Genomic DNA, 20,242 nt, shown 5'->3' with positions numbered 1-20,242 from the left:
TCCTACCCGGCGCCTTAGGCGCTGCGGACAACCCACGCAGTGGTGTCGGAAGGCAGCTTGCCGCCTTCCAGCGGGCCGCTGGTTACCACGACGTCGCCCTCGGGAAGCCCAACAGGATCGCTCCCGAAGTTGGTCACTGTGTGCCAGCCGCCGGGGCGGCTGAAGTGCAGCACGTCCTGGTTGCCGGTTTCCACCCATTCGAGTTCCTCATCGGTCTGGAGTTCGCTGCGCAGGCCCAAGGCCTTGCGGTAGAGCTCAAGAGTGGAGCCCTCCACGCCGTCCTGCGTGGACACTGCGTAGTCCTTGAACCACCCCGGCTGCGGAAGGTGTGCTTCGCCCGCACCAAAGCCGAACGACGAGCCTTCCGCGGTCCATGGCAGCGGCACACGGCAACCATCACGGCCAATCTCCACACCCGGGTTGCGGAAGAAGGACGGATCCTGGCGTTCGGAGTCAGGGATTTCCGACACCTCACGCAAGCCAAGCTCCTCACCCTGGTAGAGATACGCCGAGCCGGGGAGCGCGAGCAGCAAGAGCGTCGCGGCGCGCGCACGACGCAAGCCAAGTTCGACGTCGAGCTCTTCAGCCGGACCGCCGGCCAGCAGCCAGCCCTTGCCGTCCTGGCCCTTGGGCTTGCCCCCGGTGACGTCCTGGGCCGCGTTGGTGCCCTGGGCTACCGAACCGCCCTTGGGCAGGCCGTAGCGGGTGGCGTGGCGGACGACGTCGTGGTTGGAGAAGACCCAGGTGGAAGAAGCACCTGATTCCTTCGCCGCCACCAGGTTGTCCGTGATGATCTTCCGGAACGATGCAGCATCGAAATCGGACTGCAGGAGATCGAAGTTGAACGCCTGGCCCAGTCCTTCGGGGCTGGCATACCGGGCACGGCGGGACTCGTGGACCCAAGCCTCGGCAACAGCGGTGCGGGGCGGGTTGTACTCGTTGAAGAGCTTGCGCCACTCGGCGTAGACCTCGTGGACTTCGTCGCGATCCCAGAACGGGTGGGACCCATCAGTGAAGCCATCGGTACCGTGGGCCTTGGCCTCCAGGTCGGCCTTCATGGGCAGTGGCTCGGAAAGATCCTTGGCCATGCCGTGGGCGACGTCGATGCGGAAACCGTCCACGCCACGATCCGACCAGAAACGGAGGGTCTTCAGGAAGTCCTCACGGATCTCCGGGTTCTCCCAGTTAAAGTCCGGCTGCTCCTTGGCGAAGATGTGCAGGTACCACTGGCCGGGCGTTCCGTCCGGTTCGGTGATGCGATCCCAGATGGGACCACCAAAAACCGAGTCCCAGTCGGACGGCGGCAATTCGCCGTTCTCGCCCTTCCCATCGCGGAAGATATAGCGCTCGCGGGCAGCAGTACCCTTGGGTGAAGCCAAAGCTTCCTTGAACCACTCATGGCGGTCGGAGGAATGGTTGGGGACGATGTCCGCCACAATCTTGATCCCTGCCGCGTGCAGCGCTGCGGCCATCTCGTCGAAGTCCTCAAGCGTCCCCAGCTTCGGGTCCACGTTGCGGTAGTCATCCACGTCGTAGCCGCCGTCTGCGAGGGCCGAGGGGTAGAACGGGCTCAGCCATACGGCATCGATGCCCAGTTCCTTGAGGTAGGGAACCTTCGCGGTGATGCCCCTGATGTCTCCGAGTCCGTCGCCGTTCGCGTCGTGGAAGCTGCGGGGGTAGATCTGGTAGACAGCCGCTTGGCGCCACCAGTTGGGGTCGGCCATGCGGTCTGCGTCGGTACGGTGGGCCTGAGCGGCGGAGGTGCTCACGAAACTCCTTTGATTTAGAATCTAAATTTATATCCCGGACCAGTATGAAACGCCCGGGTGTCGAAGGTCAACAAGGTCAGCCCTTGACGGCTCCCTGGGTCACGCCCGCCATGACCCACCGCTGCGTAAACAGGTAGGCAATGATCGCCGGCGCCATCGCCATCAGGTAGGACGCGAAGGACACATGGTAGTTGTTACTGAACTGAGTCTGGAACAGGTTCTGCCGCACTGGCAGAGTCTGCAGCGCCGGGTCGGAAATGATCAGCGAGGGCATCATGAAGTCGTTCCATGCATAAAGGAACGCGAAGATTCCCACGGTCGCGCTCATGGGCGCCAGCAAGGGGAAGATCAGCTGCCAGAAGGTCTGCCAGGTTGTAGCGCCGTCGATCCTGGCGCTTTCCTCCAGTTCCATGGGAATGGAGCGGAGGAACGCCGTGAACAGGAGAACGCTGAAGCTCAGCTGGAACATGGTGGCCAGCAGGATGACGCCGAATGGGTTGTCGAGGCCAAGGCGGCCTGTGAGCTGGATCTGCGGCAGCGCTACTACCGGGAACGGAATGAACATTGCCCCCAGCAGATAGAAGAACGAGTAGCGGAACAGGCGGCGCTCCCAGTTGCGCACAATCGCGTACGAAGCGAAGGCCGCCAGGATGATCGTGGCAACCACGGTCCCCGCGGTCACCAGCAACGACATTGCTGCGCCCACAGGGAAGTTCGTCAGCGTCCAGGCCTGCACGAACCCGTCGAGGCTGAACGGGGCCGGAAAGGAGAAGGCATTGCCATCCACCGCCTGCCCTTGGGTCTTGAACGCCATGGAAACCGTGACATACAGCGGTAGGAGCACGGTCACCGCGCACAGGACCAGGACGGTTGTCGCCGACCAGTTGACGCGCTCGACTTTGAAGCTGGATTTGTTGGTCATCGATCCGTTCGTCATTACAGTGCATTCCGTCCGCGAGTCAGCGAGAGCTGTACGAGAGAGATAACGATGGCCACCACGAAGAAGATCGTCGCATTGGCCATCTGATAGGCGTAGTCGCCGCCGTTGAAGCCCGAGATGACAGTCATCGCGATGCTACGGGTTGAGGTTCCCGGACCACCGTTGGTCAGGCCAACGATGATGTCGTACGCATTAAGGAAACCCTTGAAACCGAGAATGATGTTGATGACCACATAGCCCGACACCAGGGGAAGAGTAATCTTCAGCAGTTGCTGGAATTTGCTGGCGCCGTCGATTTCCGCTGCCTCATAGACATCCCCGGGCACTGCCACCAGGCCGGCGATGTAGATGAGCAGGGCGCCAGGTACAGCCTGCCAGGCCGTCACCAGCACAATGGCTACCCACGCGAAGTCGGGGTTCGCCAGCAGGCTGCTCTCCAACCAAGGAATACCGGCCGCAGCACCGAGCGACGGCAGCGAGTTCGAGAACAGGAAATTGAAGACGTAGGCGATGATGATTCCGGAAACCACCATTGGAATCACGAAGATGGTCCGCAATGCCGACTTCATCCGGATGCGCGACGTCAGGCCGACGGCGAGGAGGAAGGCGACTACGTTGACCGCGATCACCGTGACGATGGAAAACCCGAAGGTAAACAGATAGCTCTGCAGGATGGCGGGGTCGCTGAAGATCGCGATGTAGTTGGTCAGGCCGACGAACTCCCAGTCACCGATTCCGATGGAATCCGTGAAGCTGAAGAAGATGCCGACGATGCCGGGAATGGTGATCGCCAACGTGAACAGGACAAGGCTCGGCACAAGGAAGAGATAGAAGATCGGTTCGACCCGACGCCTGCTCCCCCGCCCTTGGGGACGCTGTTTCTGGGTTGCTTGCTTTGGGCCGCCGTGCTTTGGGCCGCCCTGCCCGGACGTGGTGGATGTGGTGACGATGGACATGATGTTGACTCCCTGGTTCGGCGCTACTGGCGGAACGCCAGGCGCGCCCAATCTGCGTCGAGCGTGCTGAGGGTGGATGCCGGGTTTGCGCCGAACACGAGCGCTTGGGTGTAGTTCATGATCGGAATGGTGCGCGGCACCAGCACCGACGGGCCCTGGTAGACCTGGGATTTGTCGTAGTACTGCACCATCCCTTCAATCCGGGGATCAGCAACAACGGCCGAATCCTTGGTGGGCGTGAAACCCAACTGCGATTTGTTGTAGGCCTCAATTACTTCCGGCTTGTAGAGGTGCTCGAGGAAATCACGGGCAGCCTCCTTGTGCTTGGACGCCTCCGGTATCCACGCCGCGAGGTCAACGTTGACGCGGACCCGCAAGTCCTGGGGATCCTCGGTCATGGGCAGCGGAAAGGTGCCCAGCTTGAGGTCAGGGGCGGTCTTGGCAATTTCGCTGAAGGCCCACGGGCCCTGCAAGTACATCGCAGCCTTGCCCTGTGAGAATGCCAGGTTGCCGTCACCGTATGCCCGGCTGGCAGCATCCTTGTTCACATAGTTGGTGGCGAGCTTCAGCATCTTGGCTACGGGCTGTTCGAAGTCCTTCTGGAACGAAACCGAGGACCCCGGCCCCACTTCCGTGCCTTCCACAGCCAGCTTGTCGAAGAAGTCGAGGGTGTCCACCTGGCCGCCTACCGAGTAGTCGAACCACCCTTGGGCGATGGTCCAGTCGTCCTTCCACGTGGCGTAGAAGGGCGTCACTCCCGCAGCCTTCAACTTCTCACACGCTGTGATCAGTTCACTCCAGGTGGTGGGCACCTTGATGTTGTTGGCAGCGAAGATCTCCTTGTTGTAGATCACCGATGACGCCATGACCGAATACGGAAGGGCGCTGGTGCGGTCCTGGTACGAACCGTACTGGTCCATCAACGGCTGCAGATCCTCACGGATCCGGGATGCGGCGTCCGTGCCGGACAAGTCGCTCAACACCCCACGCTGAACGAAGCGCGAGGTCTCCATGTTGTAGTTTGCCAGCGCGATGTCCGGCGGATTACCGCGAACGAAACTCGCGGACACCACATCCACACCCGAAGTGTCCAGCACAACCTCGGTGTCGTTCTGCGAAGCGTTGTACTCGGCAACGAGCTTGGTCATGAAGCCAATGGCTTCACGCTTGCTGAACGTAAACCGGATGGTCTCCTTGTCCGGCTCCCCGGTGCAGCCTGAGAGAAGCCCCGCCAACAAAGCCAGGCCCAACCCCATTGCTGCGAAGCGTTTCCTGCGTGTCAGTTTTACGGACACCGTAGACCTTTCGTCTTGCGGACCTCAGTGGCCGCATTCCCATCGCGCGGCGGGTCCTGCTCATCGCCACCCGAACTTTAGATAGGAGCTAAATTTACGACCTATCGCTAACCATGGTGAGTGATGCGCGCCACAGCGTCAAGCTTTGGGTGAAATGCGTCGTCATCTAAATTTATGTACTAAATTTAGAGAGATCGTTCTATCATTCCCGCCGAGCGGCCTGAAGAGTTTGGAGTACCCATTGCAGACCGGTACTGCGCCGTCAACACAGCTGGTCCGCCGCGTCAACGCCAGCGCAATGCTCAAGGCAATGCGCGGCGCCGGCGTCCTCACTGGTACGGAGCTGATGGATTCCACCGGACTCTCGCGTGCCACCGTCATCTCAATCTGCGATGAACTCGTCCGGCTCGGGTGGCTCCAGGAATTGGAAAACCAGCGGGGCACCGGAGACTACGTCAAGGGACGGCCGGCACGCCGCTTTGTTTTCGACGACGGCGCGGCCAGTGTGCTCGGAATAGACATCGGCGCCACCAAGATCACGGCGATCGTGGCCAACATGGCAGGAACGTCACTGTCCAAGGTCACCATGCCGTTCCGTACCTACAATGTCCCGGCCGACGAGCGTGCCGACGTTCTGGACCGCATCGCGGCTGACGCCTTGAAAAAGGCCGGCGTTTCCGCAGATTCCGTTCTGGCCGTGTCCGTGGGCGTGGCCGCTCCTGTCAGCCGTGACGGCGAAGTCCTCACTGCCCAGGAGTTCTGGAAATCCTTCGACGTCCGCCGGATTGTGTCCGAACGGCACGGCTGGCACGTCCTCCTGGAAAACGATGCCAACCTCGCAGCCCTCGCAGAACGCTGGCAGGGCACTGCACAGGGAGTCGACAACCTTGTGGTTATGCTGGCCGGCGACCGGTTGGGTTCGGGCATCCTCGAATCGGGGCGGCTGCTCCACGGGCAGCTTGGTGGCTTTGGGGAATTGGGGTACCTCGAGAACGTGGACGGTGTGGGTGACACCTACGGCATCGCCCATTATGCAGTCCTGTGGGGACGTGAAGCCCTTGACGCCAGCGCGACGACGACGCTGCATGAACTCTGTGGCGGCGACCCGGCAGCCCTGACGTCGGAGATGGTTTTCAACGCCGCGGCTGATGGCGACCGCGCGGCTATCAAGGCCATTGATCGGTTGGCCCACCGCATGGCCCGGGCCATCGGTTCGATCAGTACGCTGGTCAACCCTGAACTGGTGGTTATTGCCGGCGCCGTGGCAGCATCAGCACACGCCCTGATACCCGGAATGGAAAAGCAGATGCCCGAGTTCACCTTTACTCCCCCGCGGCTGGCGACCTCCACGCTGGGCGACGGCATCGTCTCGCTGGGCGCGGTCCGGCACGCACTGGACTATGTCGAAGACCATGCGCTGGACCTCTACCCCGCATCAGTGCCGAAGCCAGTGTCGACCTAGTCCGGCATCGACATCGTGCGCAGTTCCAACTGCCTCAGGACGCGATCGGCCACTTCCGGGTCCGTTCCGAGCTCGTTACGGGCAGCCACCACTTCCTGGCGCGCGGCGTCGAGGGCGATGGTCTGTACGGCGATGGACAGCTCCCGTCCGCGCTTCCGTTTTTCGGCAACGGACTCGTTCTGCAGGGTGCCATCCAGCAACTCCGCGTGAAGCCGGCGCATCTTTTCCTTGACCAGCGCCACCTTCTCTGCCGGAAGTTCCTTCATCAGGTCGTGGTCCTTCAACGCCGCAACTGCAGCAGACTGGGCGCGCTTGGCCAGGACTTTGGCGGCATCCTGTTCGTGCGAACCGTCCTCCGTTGCATTCAGTACGCGCATGAGCCAGGGCAAGGTGAGGCCGGGGAGCACCAACGTTGCCAGGAGGACAGCGCAGGCAATCACCAGGATCTCGTGCCGGGCAGGGAAATCGCTGCCATCAGGCAAGGTCAGCGGAAGTGCCAACGCCAGCGCCAAGGTTGCAAGGCCACGCATGCCGCACCACGTAAGGATCAGCACTTCCTTGGGCGAGGTGGGCTGCAGCAGGTTCCTGCGCTTCCGGGCTGTCAAGGCAAGCAGGCCAAGCCACAGGAACCGGACAACGAAGACCAGGATGCAGATGACCACGGCCATGCCGATCATCCCGAAAATCGCCGTCCCCTCATCCCGGATGACGTGGCGGATCTCCAGCCCTACCAGGCCGAACGCCAAGCCGGTCGCCAGTAGCTCCACCACATCCCAGAACGCGGTCCTGGTGACGCGTTCGGCGGCGTCCTGCGGCCGAGCATGGCGCTGCAATTCCAAGGCAGTCACGACGACGGCCACCACACCTGAGGCATGCAGCTCTTCGGCGAGGATGTAGGCCGCGAACGGGACCACCAGCGTGACAGCACTCCGGGCCACCATTGAGGTGACGAGCTTGGTGATGGCCTTGGTCAGCCAACCCATCGCGATGCCGATCACCACGGCCAAGCCGGCGCCAATAATGAACTGCGGGATGACTTCCGGTCCCACTTCGCTGCCCGAGACCGTGGCAGCAACGGCGGCCTGGAAGATCACGATGGCCGCCGCATCGTTGAAAAGTCCTTCGCTCTGAAGGACCGTAATGAGCCTGCGTGGCATGTGGACACGTCCCGCCACTGACTCAACGGCAACAGGGTCCGGCGGCGCAACCATGGCTCCCAAGGCAATGGCTGCCGGGATTCCGATACCCGGGATCATGAGCCACGCAGCGCCGGCCACCACGGCGGTGGACACCACCACCAACGCCACCGCCAACAGGAGGAGCGTCCGCCATCGCACTCTGAAGACCGCCCAGGAGCTCTTCTGCGCCGTGGCGAACAGCAGTGGTGGAAGGAAGATCGGCAGGATCAGTTCAGGCGAGATCTCAAACTCGGGGAAACCAGGAATGAAGGTGAGTGCAACGGCCAGGAGCAACATCAGGACCGGATACGGCAGCCGGAGCCGGTCTCCCAAACCCACGGCCACTACCGTCGCAAGCAGCAACCCGATGATGAGCGCCAACTGATCCATTTTCCTGCTTCCCCAGATGTTGTACGGCTCTTCCCCCGCCGAAGCCGAAAAAGTTCCCTACCAACATATCCCGGGCTGAAGTCAGTCCCTGGTCAGTCTTGCGTGAGGGCGTCCACGACGTCCTCTGCTCCATCCTTGAACGTGATGGTCCGGCGGATGGTGCCCGGCAGTTCCAGGACTGCCGCGGTGACCAGGGCAACGTTGGCCCGCGAGGTCTGCGTGCCGTCGCCGGGGTTTTCCGGGTCCGTCTGGATCAATCCCGTGGCCGGCTCATCCGTCAGGGTTCCCGGACCCAGGACGGTCCAGTCAAGGCCGGTGCTGCGCAAGTAATCGTCGGCGGCCGCCTTAGCCTCCGCATAGGCGAAGAACGGGTGGTCCGACGGGACGCCGTGGTCTTTGGCGGCGCCGATGTAGGACACCATCACATACCGCCGCACTCCGGCCTGGGCTGCGGCATCCATGGAGCGGATGGCGGCATCCCGATCCACCGCATAGGTCCTGTCCGGATTGCCACCGCCGGCCCCTGCAGACCAGACCACGGCGTTGTGTCCGTTGAGCGCCTGGGCGAGTTCCGCCGTCGTCGAGTTTTCGACATCCAGCACCTCGGCTGTGGCGCCGGTGTCCGTGACATCTGCCACATGATCGGGATTCCGGATGAAGGACGTGACATCGTGACCTTCGCCACTGAGGATGCGGGACAGATGCAGGGCCACTTTCCCGTGGCCGCCAATGATTGCGATTCGACTCATGAACCCATTCTGTCCCACGGAATGAAAAAAGACCCCGCAGGCGAAAGCTGCGGGGTCTTGCTCTGTAGCGGTGGGGAGGCTCGATCTCCCGACCTCACGATTATGAGTCGTGCGCTCTAACCAACTGAGCTACACCGCCACGAATGAGAAAAACCTGTGCCAAGCCGGTCAAAACCGCCTTGACACAGGCCCTCATTCAGAGCCCCCCACCGGAATCGATCCGGTGACCTCGTTCTTACCAAGAACGCGCTCTACCACTGAGCTAGGGGGGCAACGAGTAAATACTCTACCGGACGTTTTCAGAAGCTACAAATCGGCGAAAGACCGCGGAAAAACAGCGCCGACACAATTTGCGAAGACGCTGTTCTGCTGATCTATTTCCTGCTGTTTCGGCACCTGATTTCAGGGCAGCCGGAGCACCTGTCCAGGGTAGATCCGGTCCGGGTTGGGAACGGTATCTGCGTTGGTTGCGATCAGCGCGCCGAGGTCCACCCCGAACTGGGCAGCGATGCCACCCATGGTGTCGCCTTGTTCCACAACTACCTCGGTGACCCGCGGGGCCACAGGTCCTGGCTGGCCGGACCCTGCTGCGGCCTCAGAGGCCGCCTCCTGCGCCTGCGGCCGGACTTCCGGGGCCCCGGGTTCCAGGCCCTCCTGTTCGGCCTCCTGCGCCGCTGCGGCGTCAGCGGCCGCCTGTTGCTGGGCGGCCTGCGCTGCTGCAGCCTCGGCTGCCGTCTTATCCTCAGCTGAAACCTCGACGGCGGCCGCATCCTCCGCTGCCTGGCTTACGGCCGTTTGGTCGTCCGGGGCCGCTTCCGGAGCGGCATGGTCCCTGTGATCCTTTTCACCATGGTCTTTGTTGCCGAAGCCCAGGTTCTTCCTCACGTTGTCCAGCAATCCCATGGAGCACCCTCCTGTTTCCTGCGGCCAGTCAGCCAGCCCCTTGATGGTACGGCGGGGCACCGGCGCATGTAACCCCGTTAAACACGTCGGGGGGCCGGCTCGAAAGCCGACCCCCTGACGGGAACTACTTGGTGTTTACCACCAGGAAGTGTTTACCACTTGCCCTTGCGGTTGAAATCGCGGTGTCCGCCTTCGCCGCCACTGCGGGGCTTGCGGGCGCCGTCACCGTGACCGCCGAAGCGGGACCCGCTGGCCTGGCCGCGGTCGCGGTCGCCGAAGCTGCCTGCGGTGCGCTCGGAGCGGTCGCTGTAGGAGCGGCCACCACGGTCAGCGGAGGTACGCTCGCCACCTTCGGACTTACGGAAGTCCTTCTTGAAGCCACCGTTGCCCTTGAAGTTGCCGCCACCACGGTTCTCGCGGTCGCCATAGCCACCACGTCCACCGGCGCCACCACCGGAGTAACCGCCACGGTCGCCGCTGGGCTTGCGGCCGTTATCCAGTTCGAGGTGGATCAGCTCGCCACCGATGCGGGTGCGGGACAGTGCACGCAGCTGCTCGGGGCTCAGGTCTGCCGGGAGCTCCACCAAGGAGTGGTCCGAGCGGATGTCGATGCCGCCGATCTGTGCCGAGGAGATGCCACCTTCGTTGGCAATGGCGCCAACAATGGAACCCGGCATGACGCGCTGACGGCGTCCGACGGCGATCCGGTAAGTAGCGTTGCCCTCGGTGAGAGCACGGGTCGGGCCACGGGAACCGAAGCCGTCCTTGGAGCGCTCACGCTTCTGGTACTCAGGAGCTGCGGGCAGTTCCTTGACCAGCAGGGGCTGTCCACCCTGGGCCATGACGGCCAAGGCTGCAGCGATCTCCGAAGCCGGAACGTTGTGCTCTTCCTCGTAGGAGGAGATGAGGTCGCGGAATGCTGCAACATCCTCGGACGCGAGGGTCTCCGTGATGCGCTCGGCGAACTTGCCCAGGCGCAGCGTGTTCACGGTCTCAGCGGTGGGCAGGTGCATCTGCTCCACCGGCTGGCGGGTTGCCTTTTCGATGGAACGCAGCAAGTACTTCTCCCGCGGCGTCATGAACAGGATCGCGTCACCGCTGCGGCCTGCACGGCCCGTACGGCCGATGCGGTGCACGTAGGACTCGGTGTCATGCGGGATGTCGTAGTTGATGACGTGGCTGATGCGCTCCACGTCAAGGCCACGGGCAGCGACGTCGGTGGCCACGAGGATGTCGATGCGGCCTTCCTTCAGCGCGTCAACAGTGCGCTCGCGCTGCTGCTGCGGGATGTCGCCGTTGATGGCGGCAGCCTGGAAGCCGCGGGACTTCAGCTTGTCGGCGAGGTCCTCGGTAGCCATTTTGGTGCGCACGAAGGCGATAACGCCGTCGAACTCTTCAACCTCGAGGATGCGGGTCAGGGCGTCCAGCTTGTGCGGGCCCATAACCTGGAGGTAACGCTGCTTGGTGTTGGCACCGGTGGTGGTCTTGGACTTCACCGAGATTTCAGCAGGGTTGTTCAGGTACTGCTTGGACATGCGGCGGATCTGGCCCGGCATGGTGGCAGAGAACAACGCAACCTGACGGGTCTCGGGAGTCTGCTGGAAGATCTGCTCAACGTCATCGGCAAAGCCCATGCGCAGCATCTCGTCAGCTTCGTCCAGAACCAGGTACTGGAGCTCGGAAAGGTCCAGCGAACCCTTGGCGATGTGGTCGATCACACGGCCGGGGGTACCGACAACAACCTGTGCACCGCGGCGCAGGCCGGCCAGCTGCGGGCCGTAGGCCGAGCCACCGTAGACCGGGAGGACGGTGAAGTCGTCAATGTGCTTGGCGTAGGAGGTGAACGCCTCGGCAACCTGGAGGGCAAGTTCGCGCGTCGGGGCCAGGACCAAAGCCTGGGTCTTGCGGGACGGGCCATTGAGGTCGTGGAGCTCAGCCAGGCGGGACAGGGCCGGAACAGCGAATGCTGCGGTCTTGCCGGTACCGGTCTGGGCCAGGCCAACGACGTCGCGGCCTTCAAGCAGCAGCGGGATGGTGGCGGCCTGGATGGGAGACGGCTTTTCGTAGCCGACGTCCTGCAGGGCGGCCAGAACGCGACCGTCGATACCAAGATCGACGAAGCGGACGCCTTCTTCTTCCTCTTCTTCTGCCTTGGGGGCAGGAGCTTCGGTGAAGGCGGGAGCTGCAGACTCGGCTGCAGCATTCTCGACGGGGGCAGCGGCAGCAGCCGGTGCTTCAACTTCGGCGGGCGCGGTGGTCTCCACTGCATCAGCGGACTCTACGGTCTGGGCGTCGAAGTTTTCGTTGAGATTTTCGGTCATAGGGGGAAATTCCTCATCCATAGGGCAGTCGGCGCGGCCCGGTTGGGCTTGGCCGCAGTACTCGTCGCGAAGGCAGGCAAAGTGCCCTGCTCCCGCAAGAAGTCCGGCGCTATCGCAATCCCATGGCAGGACTTCCCGCTGCATCTCTTGGCTGCTATCCCAGCAGTCTGTACAGCGTTTTCTTTAGCCGGCTCTCCCTATGAAAATGCCCGCACACAATTGCGGGCCCCAACACTTACCAGTCCTGCCTCAAGAATTGGGCAGGATAAAGGGATTTCCGGAGTGGGGGATATTTCAAGTGTAGGGCAAGGTGCGGCGTCACCGCGACTTAAGGCCCCATGATGGCCGGTGAGCTTGTTCACACTCGGCTTCCACACCCGCCCCGAGGCCATGAAAAGGCCCTAGAGGCCGTGGCGGCGAAGGACCTTCTCGAACTTTGAGTGGTACTCGTCCTGGAGCCGGATTTCGCCGTCGGCTTCCGCGTCGAGCAGGACCTGGACGATGTCCGGCGTGGGCTCGTTGAACCACTGGCCCACCGTAATGCCGTGCTTGGGGACGAACGTGCGGTGAATGTGGTCTCCCGCCGAAATGGTCCCTGTCCTGATCACCCTCAGGTACGTCCCCACCCGGCCTTCCTGCGTGAAGCGCTTCACCCACTGCGGCTCCCCCAACGCCCTTTGGAACGTGGCGCACGGAACACGGGGAGACGTGACCTCCACTTCCACGTCCAGGCCAATCTTCCATCGTTCGCCGATCACTGCACCCGTGGTCTCGATTCCTGCAACGCGCAGGTTCTCGCCGAAAAGGCCAGCCGTTACCTCGCGCAGCAGCTCACCTGACCAGAAGTCCGCGTCCGCCTGCGAGTAGGCGTACAACGCTTGGTCTTCCCCGCCGTGATCGAGCCGGCTTGCCTGCACATCCCCGTGAAGTCCCAGTTTGTGGACCTTGACGGGACCTTCTACGGGGCGCTTGTCAATGGCCGTGACTCCCACGCTGCCGGAATCGGGCAGCAACTGGTGGACACGGCAGACGGCAACGAGGGAAGCGGTGTTCATGGGACCAGTCTACGGACGGCCCCAGGAAGGTTTAAGGATCAAAACGGTAGCCCATGCCTGCTTCCGTGTGCAGATGGCGCGGCTCCGCCGGATCCCGCTCCAGCTTCCGCCGCAGCTGGGCAATGTACACGCGAAGGTACTGGGTTTCCTTGGCATAGGCCTGTCCCCAGACCTGGGTGAGAATCTGCTGCTGGCTCACCAGTTTCCCCTTGTTCCGGACCAACAGTTCCAGGATGTTCCATTCCGTGGGCGTCAACCTGACTTCCGAGCCATCCTTGACAATCCTCTTGCCGGCCAGGTCCACCATGAAGTCGGCAGTGGCCAGGGTTGGTTCCTCATGTTCGGTGACGACACGGCGGGAGGCGACCCGAAGCCGGGCAAGCAGCTCATCCAACCCGAAAGGCTTGGTCACATAGTCGTCCGCACCGGCGTCGAGCGCTTCCACTTTGTCTTCCGACGCGTGCCGGGCGGACAGCACGATGATGGGCATGCTGCTCCAGCCACGGATGCGGCGGATGATCTCCACGCCGTCCATGTCCGGCAGCCCAAGGTCCAGGACCACGATCTCCACCGGCTGCTTGGCAGCGGCCTGGAGGGCCTCGGCCCCCGTGCCCACCGACAGCGCCTGGTAGCCGTGCGCCTGAAGGGTGATCTGCATGGCGCGGGCAATCCGGGCCTCGTCCTCGACGATCAGAACCAGCGTCATTGCGCGTCACCTGTCCACAGCGGCAGGGTGACCACCATGGTCAGGCCACCACCCGGCGTCGGCTCGGCGGCGAGCCTGCCGCCCATGGCCTCGCTGAACCCTTTAGCCACTGCCAGTCCAAGGCCGATGCCACCGCCGGAGCCGATTCCGCCCGCCGCGGTCTGCGACGGCGAATCACCAAAGCGTTGGAAAGGCTGGAACATGGTGAGGACTTCATCGTGGCCCATCCCCCTGCCGTGATCCACGATCCTCAATTCACTGGCGGGCCGGTCGCCCAACGTGATGCCGGCCCCGGCCCGGGCAGTCAGGACCACATCAGAGTCAGGCGCGTACTTCACGGCGTTCTCAACGATGTTGGCCACCACGCGCTCCAGCATGCCGGCATCAGCCTGCACCGGAGGCAGGTTGGCCGGAAGTTCATTGCGGAGGTGCTCCGGTGGAACACCCCGCAACGCTTGGGGCAGCACCTCGGCCCACACGATGCCGGTCAGCAACGGGTTGACCGCATCGGCCGTAATCCTGGACATGTCCAGAAGATTGTCCACCAAGTGATCCAGGCGGTCTGCGTACTCCTCAATGGTTTCCAGCAGTTCCCGCTCGACCTCCGGCGGAAAGCTCACGTCCTCCTGGCGCAGGCTGCTCACCGCGAGCTTGATGCCCGCCAACGGGGTCCGCAGGTCATGCGACACGGCGCGCAGGATGGACGTCCGCATTTTGTTGCCCTCGGACAGCCGCAGGTTGTCCCGGCGGCTCTTGACCAACTGCTGGCGTTCCCGCACGGCCACGACGAAGGCCCCGAAGGCGGCCAACAGACGCTGGCGTTGAGGCGATAACGGACCGCCGCGCAGCAGCAGCGTGTAATGCGGATCGACGACGGCGGCGTGGTCGGCGGCGGCATGGGTCACCGGCGGATTGTGGCCGGCGCTCGCCAGCACCTGCCACGAGGGAGCCGCACCTGGCATTGCCGGCCCACCCGGTCCCGCGGAGCCCAGCAAGGTCACCGCTTCCATGCCCAGATTGCTGCGGACCTTCTCAAGGAACGTTTCCAGGCTGCCGTCCGAACTCAGGATTCTCAGGGCCAACTCGCTCAGGGCCGTGGCCTCGGCTCCGGAGCGAGCTGCCTCCTGCGCGCGCCGGCTGGCCAGGCCGACTGCCAGTGCCACGCCGCAGGCCACAGCAAGGAAGACCACAAGTGTGAACAACGTGGTGGGGTCGGCGATGGAGAGCGAGCCGACAGGATCTGCCGAGAAATAGTTAAGGAGGAAGCTTCCCAGCACGGCGGCCACCACCGCCGGCCACAAACCACCGATCGCGGCGACGGCAACTGCCACCGCCAGTTGCAGCAGCATGGTGATCGCGAAGTTACGGAAATCGAGGACCGTCACCAGAAGTTCGACGGCGGGCGGCAGCAAAAGCGCCAGGACCAAACCGGTGACCACCCGGCCTTGGCCGATGCCGCGAACCGGCGGCAGCCGCAGCAGCACGCCGTCGTCGCCGTTGCCATGTGCCTCTGGTGCCGCCATGGCTACATCCTTACATGGTTGGCCCGCTGGGTAGTTCTCCCCATTTACGCCCGTCACCGGTGCCGACGCCGCCTGCAAGGACTAGGCTTGCTCTGAGCATTCTGGTCCGGCGTGGCGCCGGACACTTCAACGGTCTATCCAGGGGGATACACATGGGCCCGAAAGACAGCCCTGACGCAGCCGGCAACGACGGCGGCAGCAGGGACAACAACGCCGACTTCGGAGCGGGCAACAATCCGCCCAAGCCCCCACCTTGGCAGGTGCCAAAGCCCGAACTCCACCCCGAGCTGTTCACGCCTGTCGAGGGCGGCCAGGAGCCGGCGAAAAGTACGGGCAAGGGCAAGAAGCGTCCGGTGCCTGCCGGTGCTACCCAGGCCGGGAACGGCGCGCCGCAGCCCGGCCAACCCCTCCCCGTCGTGGACCCGTTCGCCAAGGAACGCGAGCGAGGAGCAGCTGAGGCAGCGAAAAAGAAGAAGCGTTCCCAGCGCCGCACCGTCGTCGTGGGCTTGGGCGTGACTGCCCTGCTGGCTGGAACCATTACCGCGATCGTTGCCAGCAATGAGCAGGAAGCGGACTACGCGCAGGTCTGTTTCAACGAGGAAACCGGCGAACGCGTTGACGACAACGAGTGCAACAACAGCAGTTCGGCCGGCCGCAGCTCCGCGGTCTATGCCTGGTACTTCTACTCCCGGGGAGCCAGTGTGCCCGCGGTGGGGCAAAACCGCAGCTCCTACCCGAGCTACACCAAGAACGTGCCTACGGGAGCAAAATCCTCTACCGGCTACAGCACCAAGGGCGGCACTGTCAGCCGCGGCGGCTTCGGCAGCAGCTCCAAAAGCGGCGGAAGCTCGGGAGGCTAGGCGTGCGTCGACTCTCCTCCGTGCCCAGGCCGGACTGGAAGCAAAAGATCGAAGAACAGGGCCTGGTATTTTCCACCACCACCATGCCCAATGGCCGCAAAATCGAATACTGGAACGAATCGGCCTATTACGAATTCACCATGGACGAGGTGGAAACCCTCGAGAAGACCGCCGAGGATATGCACATCATGTGCCTGGAGGCCGCGAAGTACCTGGCCACCGGAGCCATGGGCGATATCGGCATCGGGCAGCAGGCCCTTGAACTCGCTGGCGAGTCGCTGCTGGCTGCCGACATGGATATCTACGGCCGCTTCGATTTCATCTATGACGGCAAGGGCGGTCCGGCCAAGATGCTGGAGTACAACGCCGACACTCCCACCGGGCTCATCGAAGCCTCCGTTGCCCAGTGGTTCTGGCTCCAGGACGTTTTTCCGGACAAGGACCAGTGGAACGGGATCCATGAGGCCCTGATCCGGCAATGGAAGAAGCTGCAGTTCCGTACCGGCATGAGCACCCTGCACGTGGCCCACTCCGAAGCAGAGGAATCCGGCGAGGACTGGATGACAGCGGCCTACATGCGGGATGTCGCGAGCCAGGGTGGCTGGACCACCATCGGCATCAACATGTCCGACATCGGCTGGGACCCCAACCTGAACCGGTTCGTGGACCTGGACAACTTCATGATCAGCACCATGTTCAAGCTGTACCCGTGGGAACTGATGATGAAGGAGCCCTTCGGGCACCGCCTCCTGCAGCGCGCCCACAACCCGCGCTGGGTTGAACCGGCGTGGAAGATGCTCCTGTCCAACAAGGCACTGCTGGCCGCGCTGTGGCATCTCTACCCGGACCACCCGAACCTGTTGCCTGCCTATCTTGGCGACCCGGGACCCCTGAAGGAATGGGTGGCCAAGCCGCTGCATGGGCGCGAAGGCGACAACATCCGCATCCACGCCCCCGGCATCGAGATCCAGCAACCCGGCGGCTACGGCCGTGAAGGCTGGTGCTTCCAGCAGTACCACTCCCTCCCGGACTTCGACGGCAATCATCCCGTCCTGGGTCTCTGGGTGGTGGATGGCGAATCCGTCGGCTGTGGAATCCGCGAATCCGATGGCCCCATCACGGACTACTTCTGCCGCTTTGTTCCCAACACCATTGACTCCCCCGCGCCTGTCGCGCCCACTGCTACTTCCTACGGAGCCGCACTATGAGCACTGAAACCTCGACGCCGGGTGGCGGCCAAGCGGGCGGCGACCGTACCGCCGTCGTACCTCCCAAAGGCCTCCACGCCGGGATCCTGGACCTTGGCGACTCCGTCATGTTGGGCCTGGCATCCACCGCACCCGTCTATTCGTTGGCCGCGACCCTGGGGCTCATTGTTGCCGTCAACGGCAACTACACGCCGCTGATCCTGATCCTTGGCTTCATCCCGGTCCTGTTCATCGCCTACGCCTTCCGTGAACTCAACAGCGCAATGCCGGACTGTGGCACCACGTTCTTCTGGGCCCGCAAGGCCTTCGGCCCCTGGGCGGGCTGGCTGGGCGGCTGGGGTGTGGCATTGGCTGGCATCGTTGTCCTGGCCAACCTGGCACAGATTGCGGGCAAGTACCTTTGGCTGCTGATCGGCGATGGATCCCTGGCTGAGAACACATGGCTGGTGACGGCAACCGGAGTGCTGTTCATCGTGTTCATGACGTACGTGAACCACCGTGGCATCCGGCTGGGTGAGCACGTCCAGCGCACGCTGACATACATCCAGTACATTTCGCTGGGCATCTTTGCTGTGGCCATCATCGTCCGGATCGCCGGCGGAGCACCCGAAGGCCAGGCCTTCGACTTCGAATGGTTCAACCCTGCCGGCGCGTTTGCCGATCCCGGTGCTGTGGTCCACGGTGTCTTGCTGGCGCTGTTCATTTACTGGGGCTGGGACACGTGCCTGGCGCTCAACGAGGAAACAGAGAACCCGGCCAAGACTCCCGGCCGCGGCGCGGTCATCTCAGCCTCCGTCCTGGTGGCGATCTACGTTTCCGTTGCCCTGCTGGTGATGATGTACGCCACGATTGGTACCGACGGCATCGGCCTGGGCAACGAAGCCAACCAGGACGACGTCTTCCTGGCCATGAAGGACGTAGTGCTGGGCCCATGGGGCTGGCTGATCATTGTGGCTGTGCTGGCATCGGTCCTGTCATCGACGCAAACCACCATTCTTCCCACGGCACGCGGGACATTGTCCATGGGGGTGCACGGTGCGCTTCCGGCGCGGTTCGGTAAGGTCCACGAACGGTTCATGACCCCGGGCTTCTCCACGCAGGTCATGGGTGCGGTGGCCGTTGTGTACTACGTGGCCATGAGCTTCCTCAGCGAAAACCTGCTGTCCGACTCCATCAGCGCCATCAGCTTGTTCATTGCGTTCTACTACGCCCTGACCGGGTTCTCCTGCGTGTGGTTCTTCCGCTCCACGCTCCGGGACTCCGCCCGGAACCTGTGGTTCCGTGGCATCCTGCCGTTCCTGGGTGCGCTGTCCCTGACGGCTGCGTTCTTCATCTCGGCCGTCCAAATGTGGGACCCGGCCTACGGGGACACCCGGATCTTCGGCATCGGCGGGGCTTTTGTCAGTGGCGTGCTGCTGTTGGCCCTGGGCGTTGTGCTGGCTGTGGTGTGCCGCTTCGCGCCGTCAACCCGTGGCTACTTCACAGGTGAGCGTGCCCAGGTTGGCGTAGTAAGCGGCGAGTAGTCTGCGGTCCGCGGGCTTAGCGCTGCCTCAGGGCCCATCGATGGAGGCGGGCAGGCACGTCCACGTCCCGGATGGAATTACGCCTGAAGGCGGCGAACCAGCAAACCAGGATTGCCACAGCGCAGAACACACCCGCGCTGGACGCCATGATCCAAAGCCCGGGTGTCTGGACGTTGAGGTCAGCGGACCCCAGCGCCAGGCCGATGGTCTTGGGCGAAGAGAAGAACACCAGCGTCGATACCGCGAGGACTGCGCCCATCACCATCCGCTGGGTCCTGTAACGGGCAGGCGTTTCCTTGATGGTCCATGCGAATGCCGGCAGGACCACGGCCATCCAGACCCAGTGGTGGGACCATGAGACCGGGCTGATGAGCAACATGGCAAGTGCCGTCGTCGAAATTGCCGTCACGCGTGCGCCTTGGACGCTGGCGGCCCTGATGAGCAACGCAGCCAGGACAATGGTGGCAAGGCTCAAAGCGAGCCAAGGCACGGTCACAGCATCGTGTGGAACACCGAAGTGCAACAGGGCACCCTTGATGGAGAGGTTGTCGACGTACCCCGCGCCGCCAATACGTGATGTGTCGGGGAGGATTTCCAGCCAGAACTGCAGGGATTCTGCGGGTCGCAACAGCCAGCCGAGCAGCACCGTGCCAGCGAAACCGATGGACATGTTCACCAGTCCACGCCAGTCCTTGCGCATCAGGAAGTACAAGCCAAAGACCAGCGGCGTCAGTTTGATGCCGGCGGCGACACCCACCAGGAAGCCGCTGCTCCGGAAGCCGCGGCGTTTGGAGAAACCGCCCAGCAGGTCGATGACCATCAGGCCCATGAGCAGGATGTTGATCTGCCCGAACGCCAGGGTTTCGCGCCACGGCCCCAGGAGCAGGACCGCCAGGAACAAGCCAGCTGCTACCCAGCAGCTCTTGGTGGAGGCGAGCGCGCTGCGCAGGTCAGGCTTGGACGACCAGTACCTGACGATCGTGACAGCTACCCACGCAGCCAGGGCCACACCGGCAATGTTGAACAGCATGAGCGCGGCAGTTTGTGGCAATCGCGCCAGCAACCCGAAGACAAGGGCTGCGAAGGGCGGGTAGGTAAACGGGAGGTGCGGCCCGCCGGCAGAAGCGACGCTGGGACCGTAGAGGTCCGAAGGCGAACCGCCTGCCTGGTTCAGGATGCTCCCGCCGAACCAGTAGACGCTGAAGTCCAGGCCCTGCTTGGCCCAGTCCGCGAGCATCATCCAGACGGGAACCACTACCACGGCCAGTGGCAACAAACTCAGCAATACCGAGGATCGTGGTTCATCTTTGCGCGGCGTTGCGGCATCCGCCGTGGTCCGTAAATCGACGTCAGGCAGTGCCATGCAAATTCCCCCAAGATAACCGAACAGCAACGGGGGAAGTG

Annotated in this window: 16 protein-coding genes and 2 tRNA genes; 4 read left to right on the top strand and 14 right to left on the bottom strand. The window is 63.1% G+C overall.

The window, feature by feature from the left end:
* Nucleotides 1-14: 14 nt before the first annotated feature.
* From ACSSVG_RS16500 to ACSSVG_RS16485, 4 genes are all read right to left on the bottom strand, one after another.
* On the bottom strand, nucleotides 15-1,769 hold the full coding sequence (locus ACSSVG_RS16500; protein ID WP_492415669.1) for a glycoside hydrolase family 13 protein: 1,755 nt from the start codon (nucleotides 1,767-1,769) through the stop codon (nucleotides 15-17).
* A 76-nt stretch (nucleotides 1,770-1,845) separates the two neighbouring features.
* Nucleotides 1,846-2,691, bottom strand: coding sequence for a carbohydrate ABC transporter permease (locus ACSSVG_RS16495; RefSeq protein ID WP_253468721.1), 846 nt, complete (start codon nucleotides 2,689-2,691; stop codon nucleotides 1,846-1,848).
* A gap of 14 nt (nucleotides 2,692-2,705) precedes the next feature.
* Nucleotides 2,706-3,665 carry a carbohydrate ABC transporter permease gene (locus ACSSVG_RS16490; RefSeq protein ID WP_492415668.1) on the bottom strand — a complete coding sequence of 320 codons (960 nt, stop codon included), beginning with the start codon at nucleotides 3,663-3,665 and terminating at the stop codon, nucleotides 2,706-2,708.
* A 23-nt stretch (nucleotides 3,666-3,688) separates the two neighbouring features.
* Nucleotides 3,689-4,960 carry an ABC transporter substrate-binding protein gene (locus ACSSVG_RS16485; protein ID WP_253468725.1) on the bottom strand — a complete coding sequence of 424 codons (1,272 nt, stop codon included), beginning with the start codon at nucleotides 4,958-4,960 and terminating at the stop codon, nucleotides 3,689-3,691.
* 241 nt (nucleotides 4,961-5,201) lie between these two features.
* Here ACSSVG_RS16485 and ACSSVG_RS16480 point away from each other — a divergent pair, with 241 nt between their 5' ends.
* Complete coding sequence (locus tag ACSSVG_RS16480; protein WP_231339811.1) at nucleotides 5,202-6,422, top strand: ROK family protein; 1,221 nt, start codon at nucleotides 5,202-5,204, stop codon at nucleotides 6,420-6,422.
* Here ACSSVG_RS16480 and ACSSVG_RS16475 read toward each other — a convergent pair.
* From ACSSVG_RS16475 to ACSSVG_RS16435, 9 genes are all read right to left on the bottom strand, one after another.
* Nucleotides 6,419-7,990 carry a Na+/H+ antiporter gene (locus ACSSVG_RS16475; RefSeq protein ID WP_492415667.1) on the bottom strand — a complete coding sequence of 524 codons (1,572 nt, stop codon included), beginning with the start codon at nucleotides 7,988-7,990 and terminating at the stop codon, nucleotides 6,419-6,421. The genes ACSSVG_RS16480 and ACSSVG_RS16475 overlap by 4 nt on opposite strands.
* 92 nt (nucleotides 7,991-8,082) lie before the next feature.
* Complete coding sequence (locus tag ACSSVG_RS16470) at nucleotides 8,083-8,739, bottom strand: NAD(P)-dependent oxidoreductase (RefSeq protein WP_253468729.1); 657 nt, start codon at nucleotides 8,737-8,739, stop codon at nucleotides 8,083-8,085.
* Between the two features lie 65 nt (nucleotides 8,740-8,804).
* Nucleotides 8,805-8,878 (bottom strand) — tRNA-Met (locus tag ACSSVG_RS16465).
* Between the two features lie 61 nt (nucleotides 8,879-8,939).
* Nucleotides 8,940-9,011: transfer RNA gene (locus ACSSVG_RS16460), tRNA-Thr, on the bottom strand.
* A gap of 130 nt (nucleotides 9,012-9,141) precedes the next feature.
* The gene (locus tag ACSSVG_RS16455) at nucleotides 9,142-9,642 is read right to left on the bottom strand and encodes a LysM peptidoglycan-binding domain-containing protein (RefSeq protein WP_492415666.1); all 501 of its coding nucleotides are present in this window, start codon (nucleotides 9,640-9,642) and stop codon (nucleotides 9,142-9,144) included.
* 152 nt (nucleotides 9,643-9,794) lie between these two features.
* Nucleotides 9,795-11,963, bottom strand: coding sequence for a DEAD/DEAH box helicase (locus ACSSVG_RS16450; protein WP_231339807.1), 2,169 nt, complete (start codon nucleotides 11,961-11,963; stop codon nucleotides 9,795-9,797).
* A 401-nt stretch (nucleotides 11,964-12,364) separates the two neighbouring features.
* Nucleotides 12,365-13,018, bottom strand: a complete 654-nt coding sequence (locus ACSSVG_RS16445; RefSeq protein ID WP_492415665.1) for an MOSC domain-containing protein — start codon at nucleotides 13,016-13,018, stop codon at nucleotides 12,365-12,367.
* A gap of 31 nt (nucleotides 13,019-13,049) precedes the next feature.
* Nucleotides 13,050-13,724, bottom strand: coding sequence for a response regulator (locus tag ACSSVG_RS16440; RefSeq protein WP_231339805.1), 675 nt, complete (start codon nucleotides 13,722-13,724; stop codon nucleotides 13,050-13,052).
* Nucleotides 13,721-15,247, bottom strand: a complete 1,527-nt coding sequence (locus tag ACSSVG_RS16435) for a sensor histidine kinase (protein WP_253468733.1) — start codon at nucleotides 15,245-15,247, stop codon at nucleotides 13,721-13,723. Before ACSSVG_RS16435 ends, ACSSVG_RS16440 begins: the two co-directional genes overlap by 4 nt.
* Before the next feature lie 152 nt (nucleotides 15,248-15,399).
* On the opposite strand from ACSSVG_RS16435, the gene ACSSVG_RS16430 reads away from it, so the two are divergent.
* The 3 genes from ACSSVG_RS16430 to ACSSVG_RS16420 are packed head-to-tail and all read left to right on the top strand — an operon-like array spanning nucleotide 15,400 to nucleotide 18,838.
* Nucleotides 15,400-16,107 carry a Tat pathway signal protein gene (locus tag ACSSVG_RS16430; RefSeq protein ID WP_492415664.1) on the top strand — a complete coding sequence of 236 codons (708 nt, stop codon included), beginning with the start codon at nucleotides 15,400-15,402 and terminating at the stop codon, nucleotides 16,105-16,107.
* Between the two features lie 2 nt (nucleotides 16,108-16,109).
* Nucleotides 16,110-17,315 (top strand): glutathionylspermidine synthase family protein, encoded by a 1,206-nt coding sequence (locus ACSSVG_RS16425; protein WP_231339802.1) that lies wholly within the window; start codon nucleotides 16,110-16,112, stop codon nucleotides 17,313-17,315.
* Nucleotides 17,312-18,838, top strand: coding sequence for an APC family permease (locus ACSSVG_RS16420; RefSeq protein ID WP_231339801.1), 1,527 nt, complete (start codon nucleotides 17,312-17,314; stop codon nucleotides 18,836-18,838). The genes ACSSVG_RS16425 and ACSSVG_RS16420 overlap by 4 nt, the downstream gene beginning before the upstream one ends.
* A 16-nt stretch (nucleotides 18,839-18,854) precedes the next feature.
* Here the strand turns inward: ACSSVG_RS16420 and ACSSVG_RS16415 are convergent, their stop codons facing one another.
* Nucleotides 18,855-20,201, bottom strand: coding sequence for a glycosyltransferase 87 family protein (locus ACSSVG_RS16415; protein WP_492415663.1), 1,347 nt, complete (start codon nucleotides 20,199-20,201; stop codon nucleotides 18,855-18,857).
* Between the last annotated feature and the right edge of the window lie 41 nt (nucleotides 20,202-20,242).

Source organism: Paenarthrobacter sp. E2MeOHC11, assembly GCF_058744955.1.
This window is presented reverse-complemented; position numbering and strand designations above follow the sequence as displayed.

Excerpts from the sequence above, each read along its gene's own strand:
- ACSSVG_RS16495 (WP_253468721.1), bottom strand. The coding sequence starts at position 2,691 with ATGACCAACAAATCCAGCTTCAAAGTCGAGCGCGTCAACTGGTCGGCG.
- ACSSVG_RS16490 (WP_492415668.1), bottom strand. The coding sequence starts at position 3,665 with ATGTCCATCGTCACCACATCCACCACGTCCGGGCAGGGCGGCCCAAAG.
- ACSSVG_RS16475 (WP_492415667.1), bottom strand. The coding sequence starts at position 7,990 with ATGGATCAGTTGGCGCTCATCATCGGGTTGCTGCTTGCGACGGTAGTG.
- ACSSVG_RS16470 (WP_253468729.1), bottom strand. The coding sequence starts at position 8,739 with ATGAGTCGAATCGCAATCATTGGCGGCCACGGGAAAGTGGCCCTGCAT.
- ACSSVG_RS16455 (WP_492415666.1), bottom strand. The coding sequence starts at position 9,642 with ATGGGATTGCTGGACAACGTGAGGAAGAACCTGGGCTTCGGCAACAAA.
- ACSSVG_RS16450 (WP_231339807.1), bottom strand. The coding sequence starts at position 11,963 with ATGACCGAAAATCTCAACGAAAACTTCGACGCCCAGACCGTAGAGTCC.
- ACSSVG_RS16445 (WP_492415665.1), bottom strand. The coding sequence starts at position 13,018 with ATGAACACCGCTTCCCTCGTTGCCGTCTGCCGTGTCCACCAGTTGCTG.
- ACSSVG_RS16440 (WP_231339805.1), bottom strand. The coding sequence starts at position 13,724 with ATGACGCTGGTTCTGATCGTCGAGGACGAGGCCCGGATTGCCCGCGCC.
- ACSSVG_RS16435 (WP_253468733.1), bottom strand. The coding sequence starts at position 15,247 with ATGGCGGCACCAGAGGCACATGGCAACGGCGACGACGGCGTGCTGCTG.
- ACSSVG_RS16430 (WP_492415664.1), top strand. The coding sequence starts at position 15,400 with ATGGGCCCGAAAGACAGCCCTGACGCAGCCGGCAACGACGGCGGCAGC.
- ACSSVG_RS16420 (WP_231339801.1), top strand. The coding sequence starts at position 17,312 with ATGAGCACTGAAACCTCGACGCCGGGTGGCGGCCAAGCGGGCGGCGAC.
- ACSSVG_RS16415 (WP_492415663.1), bottom strand. The coding sequence starts at position 20,201 with ATGGCACTGCCTGACGTCGATTTACGGACCACGGCGGATGCCGCAACG.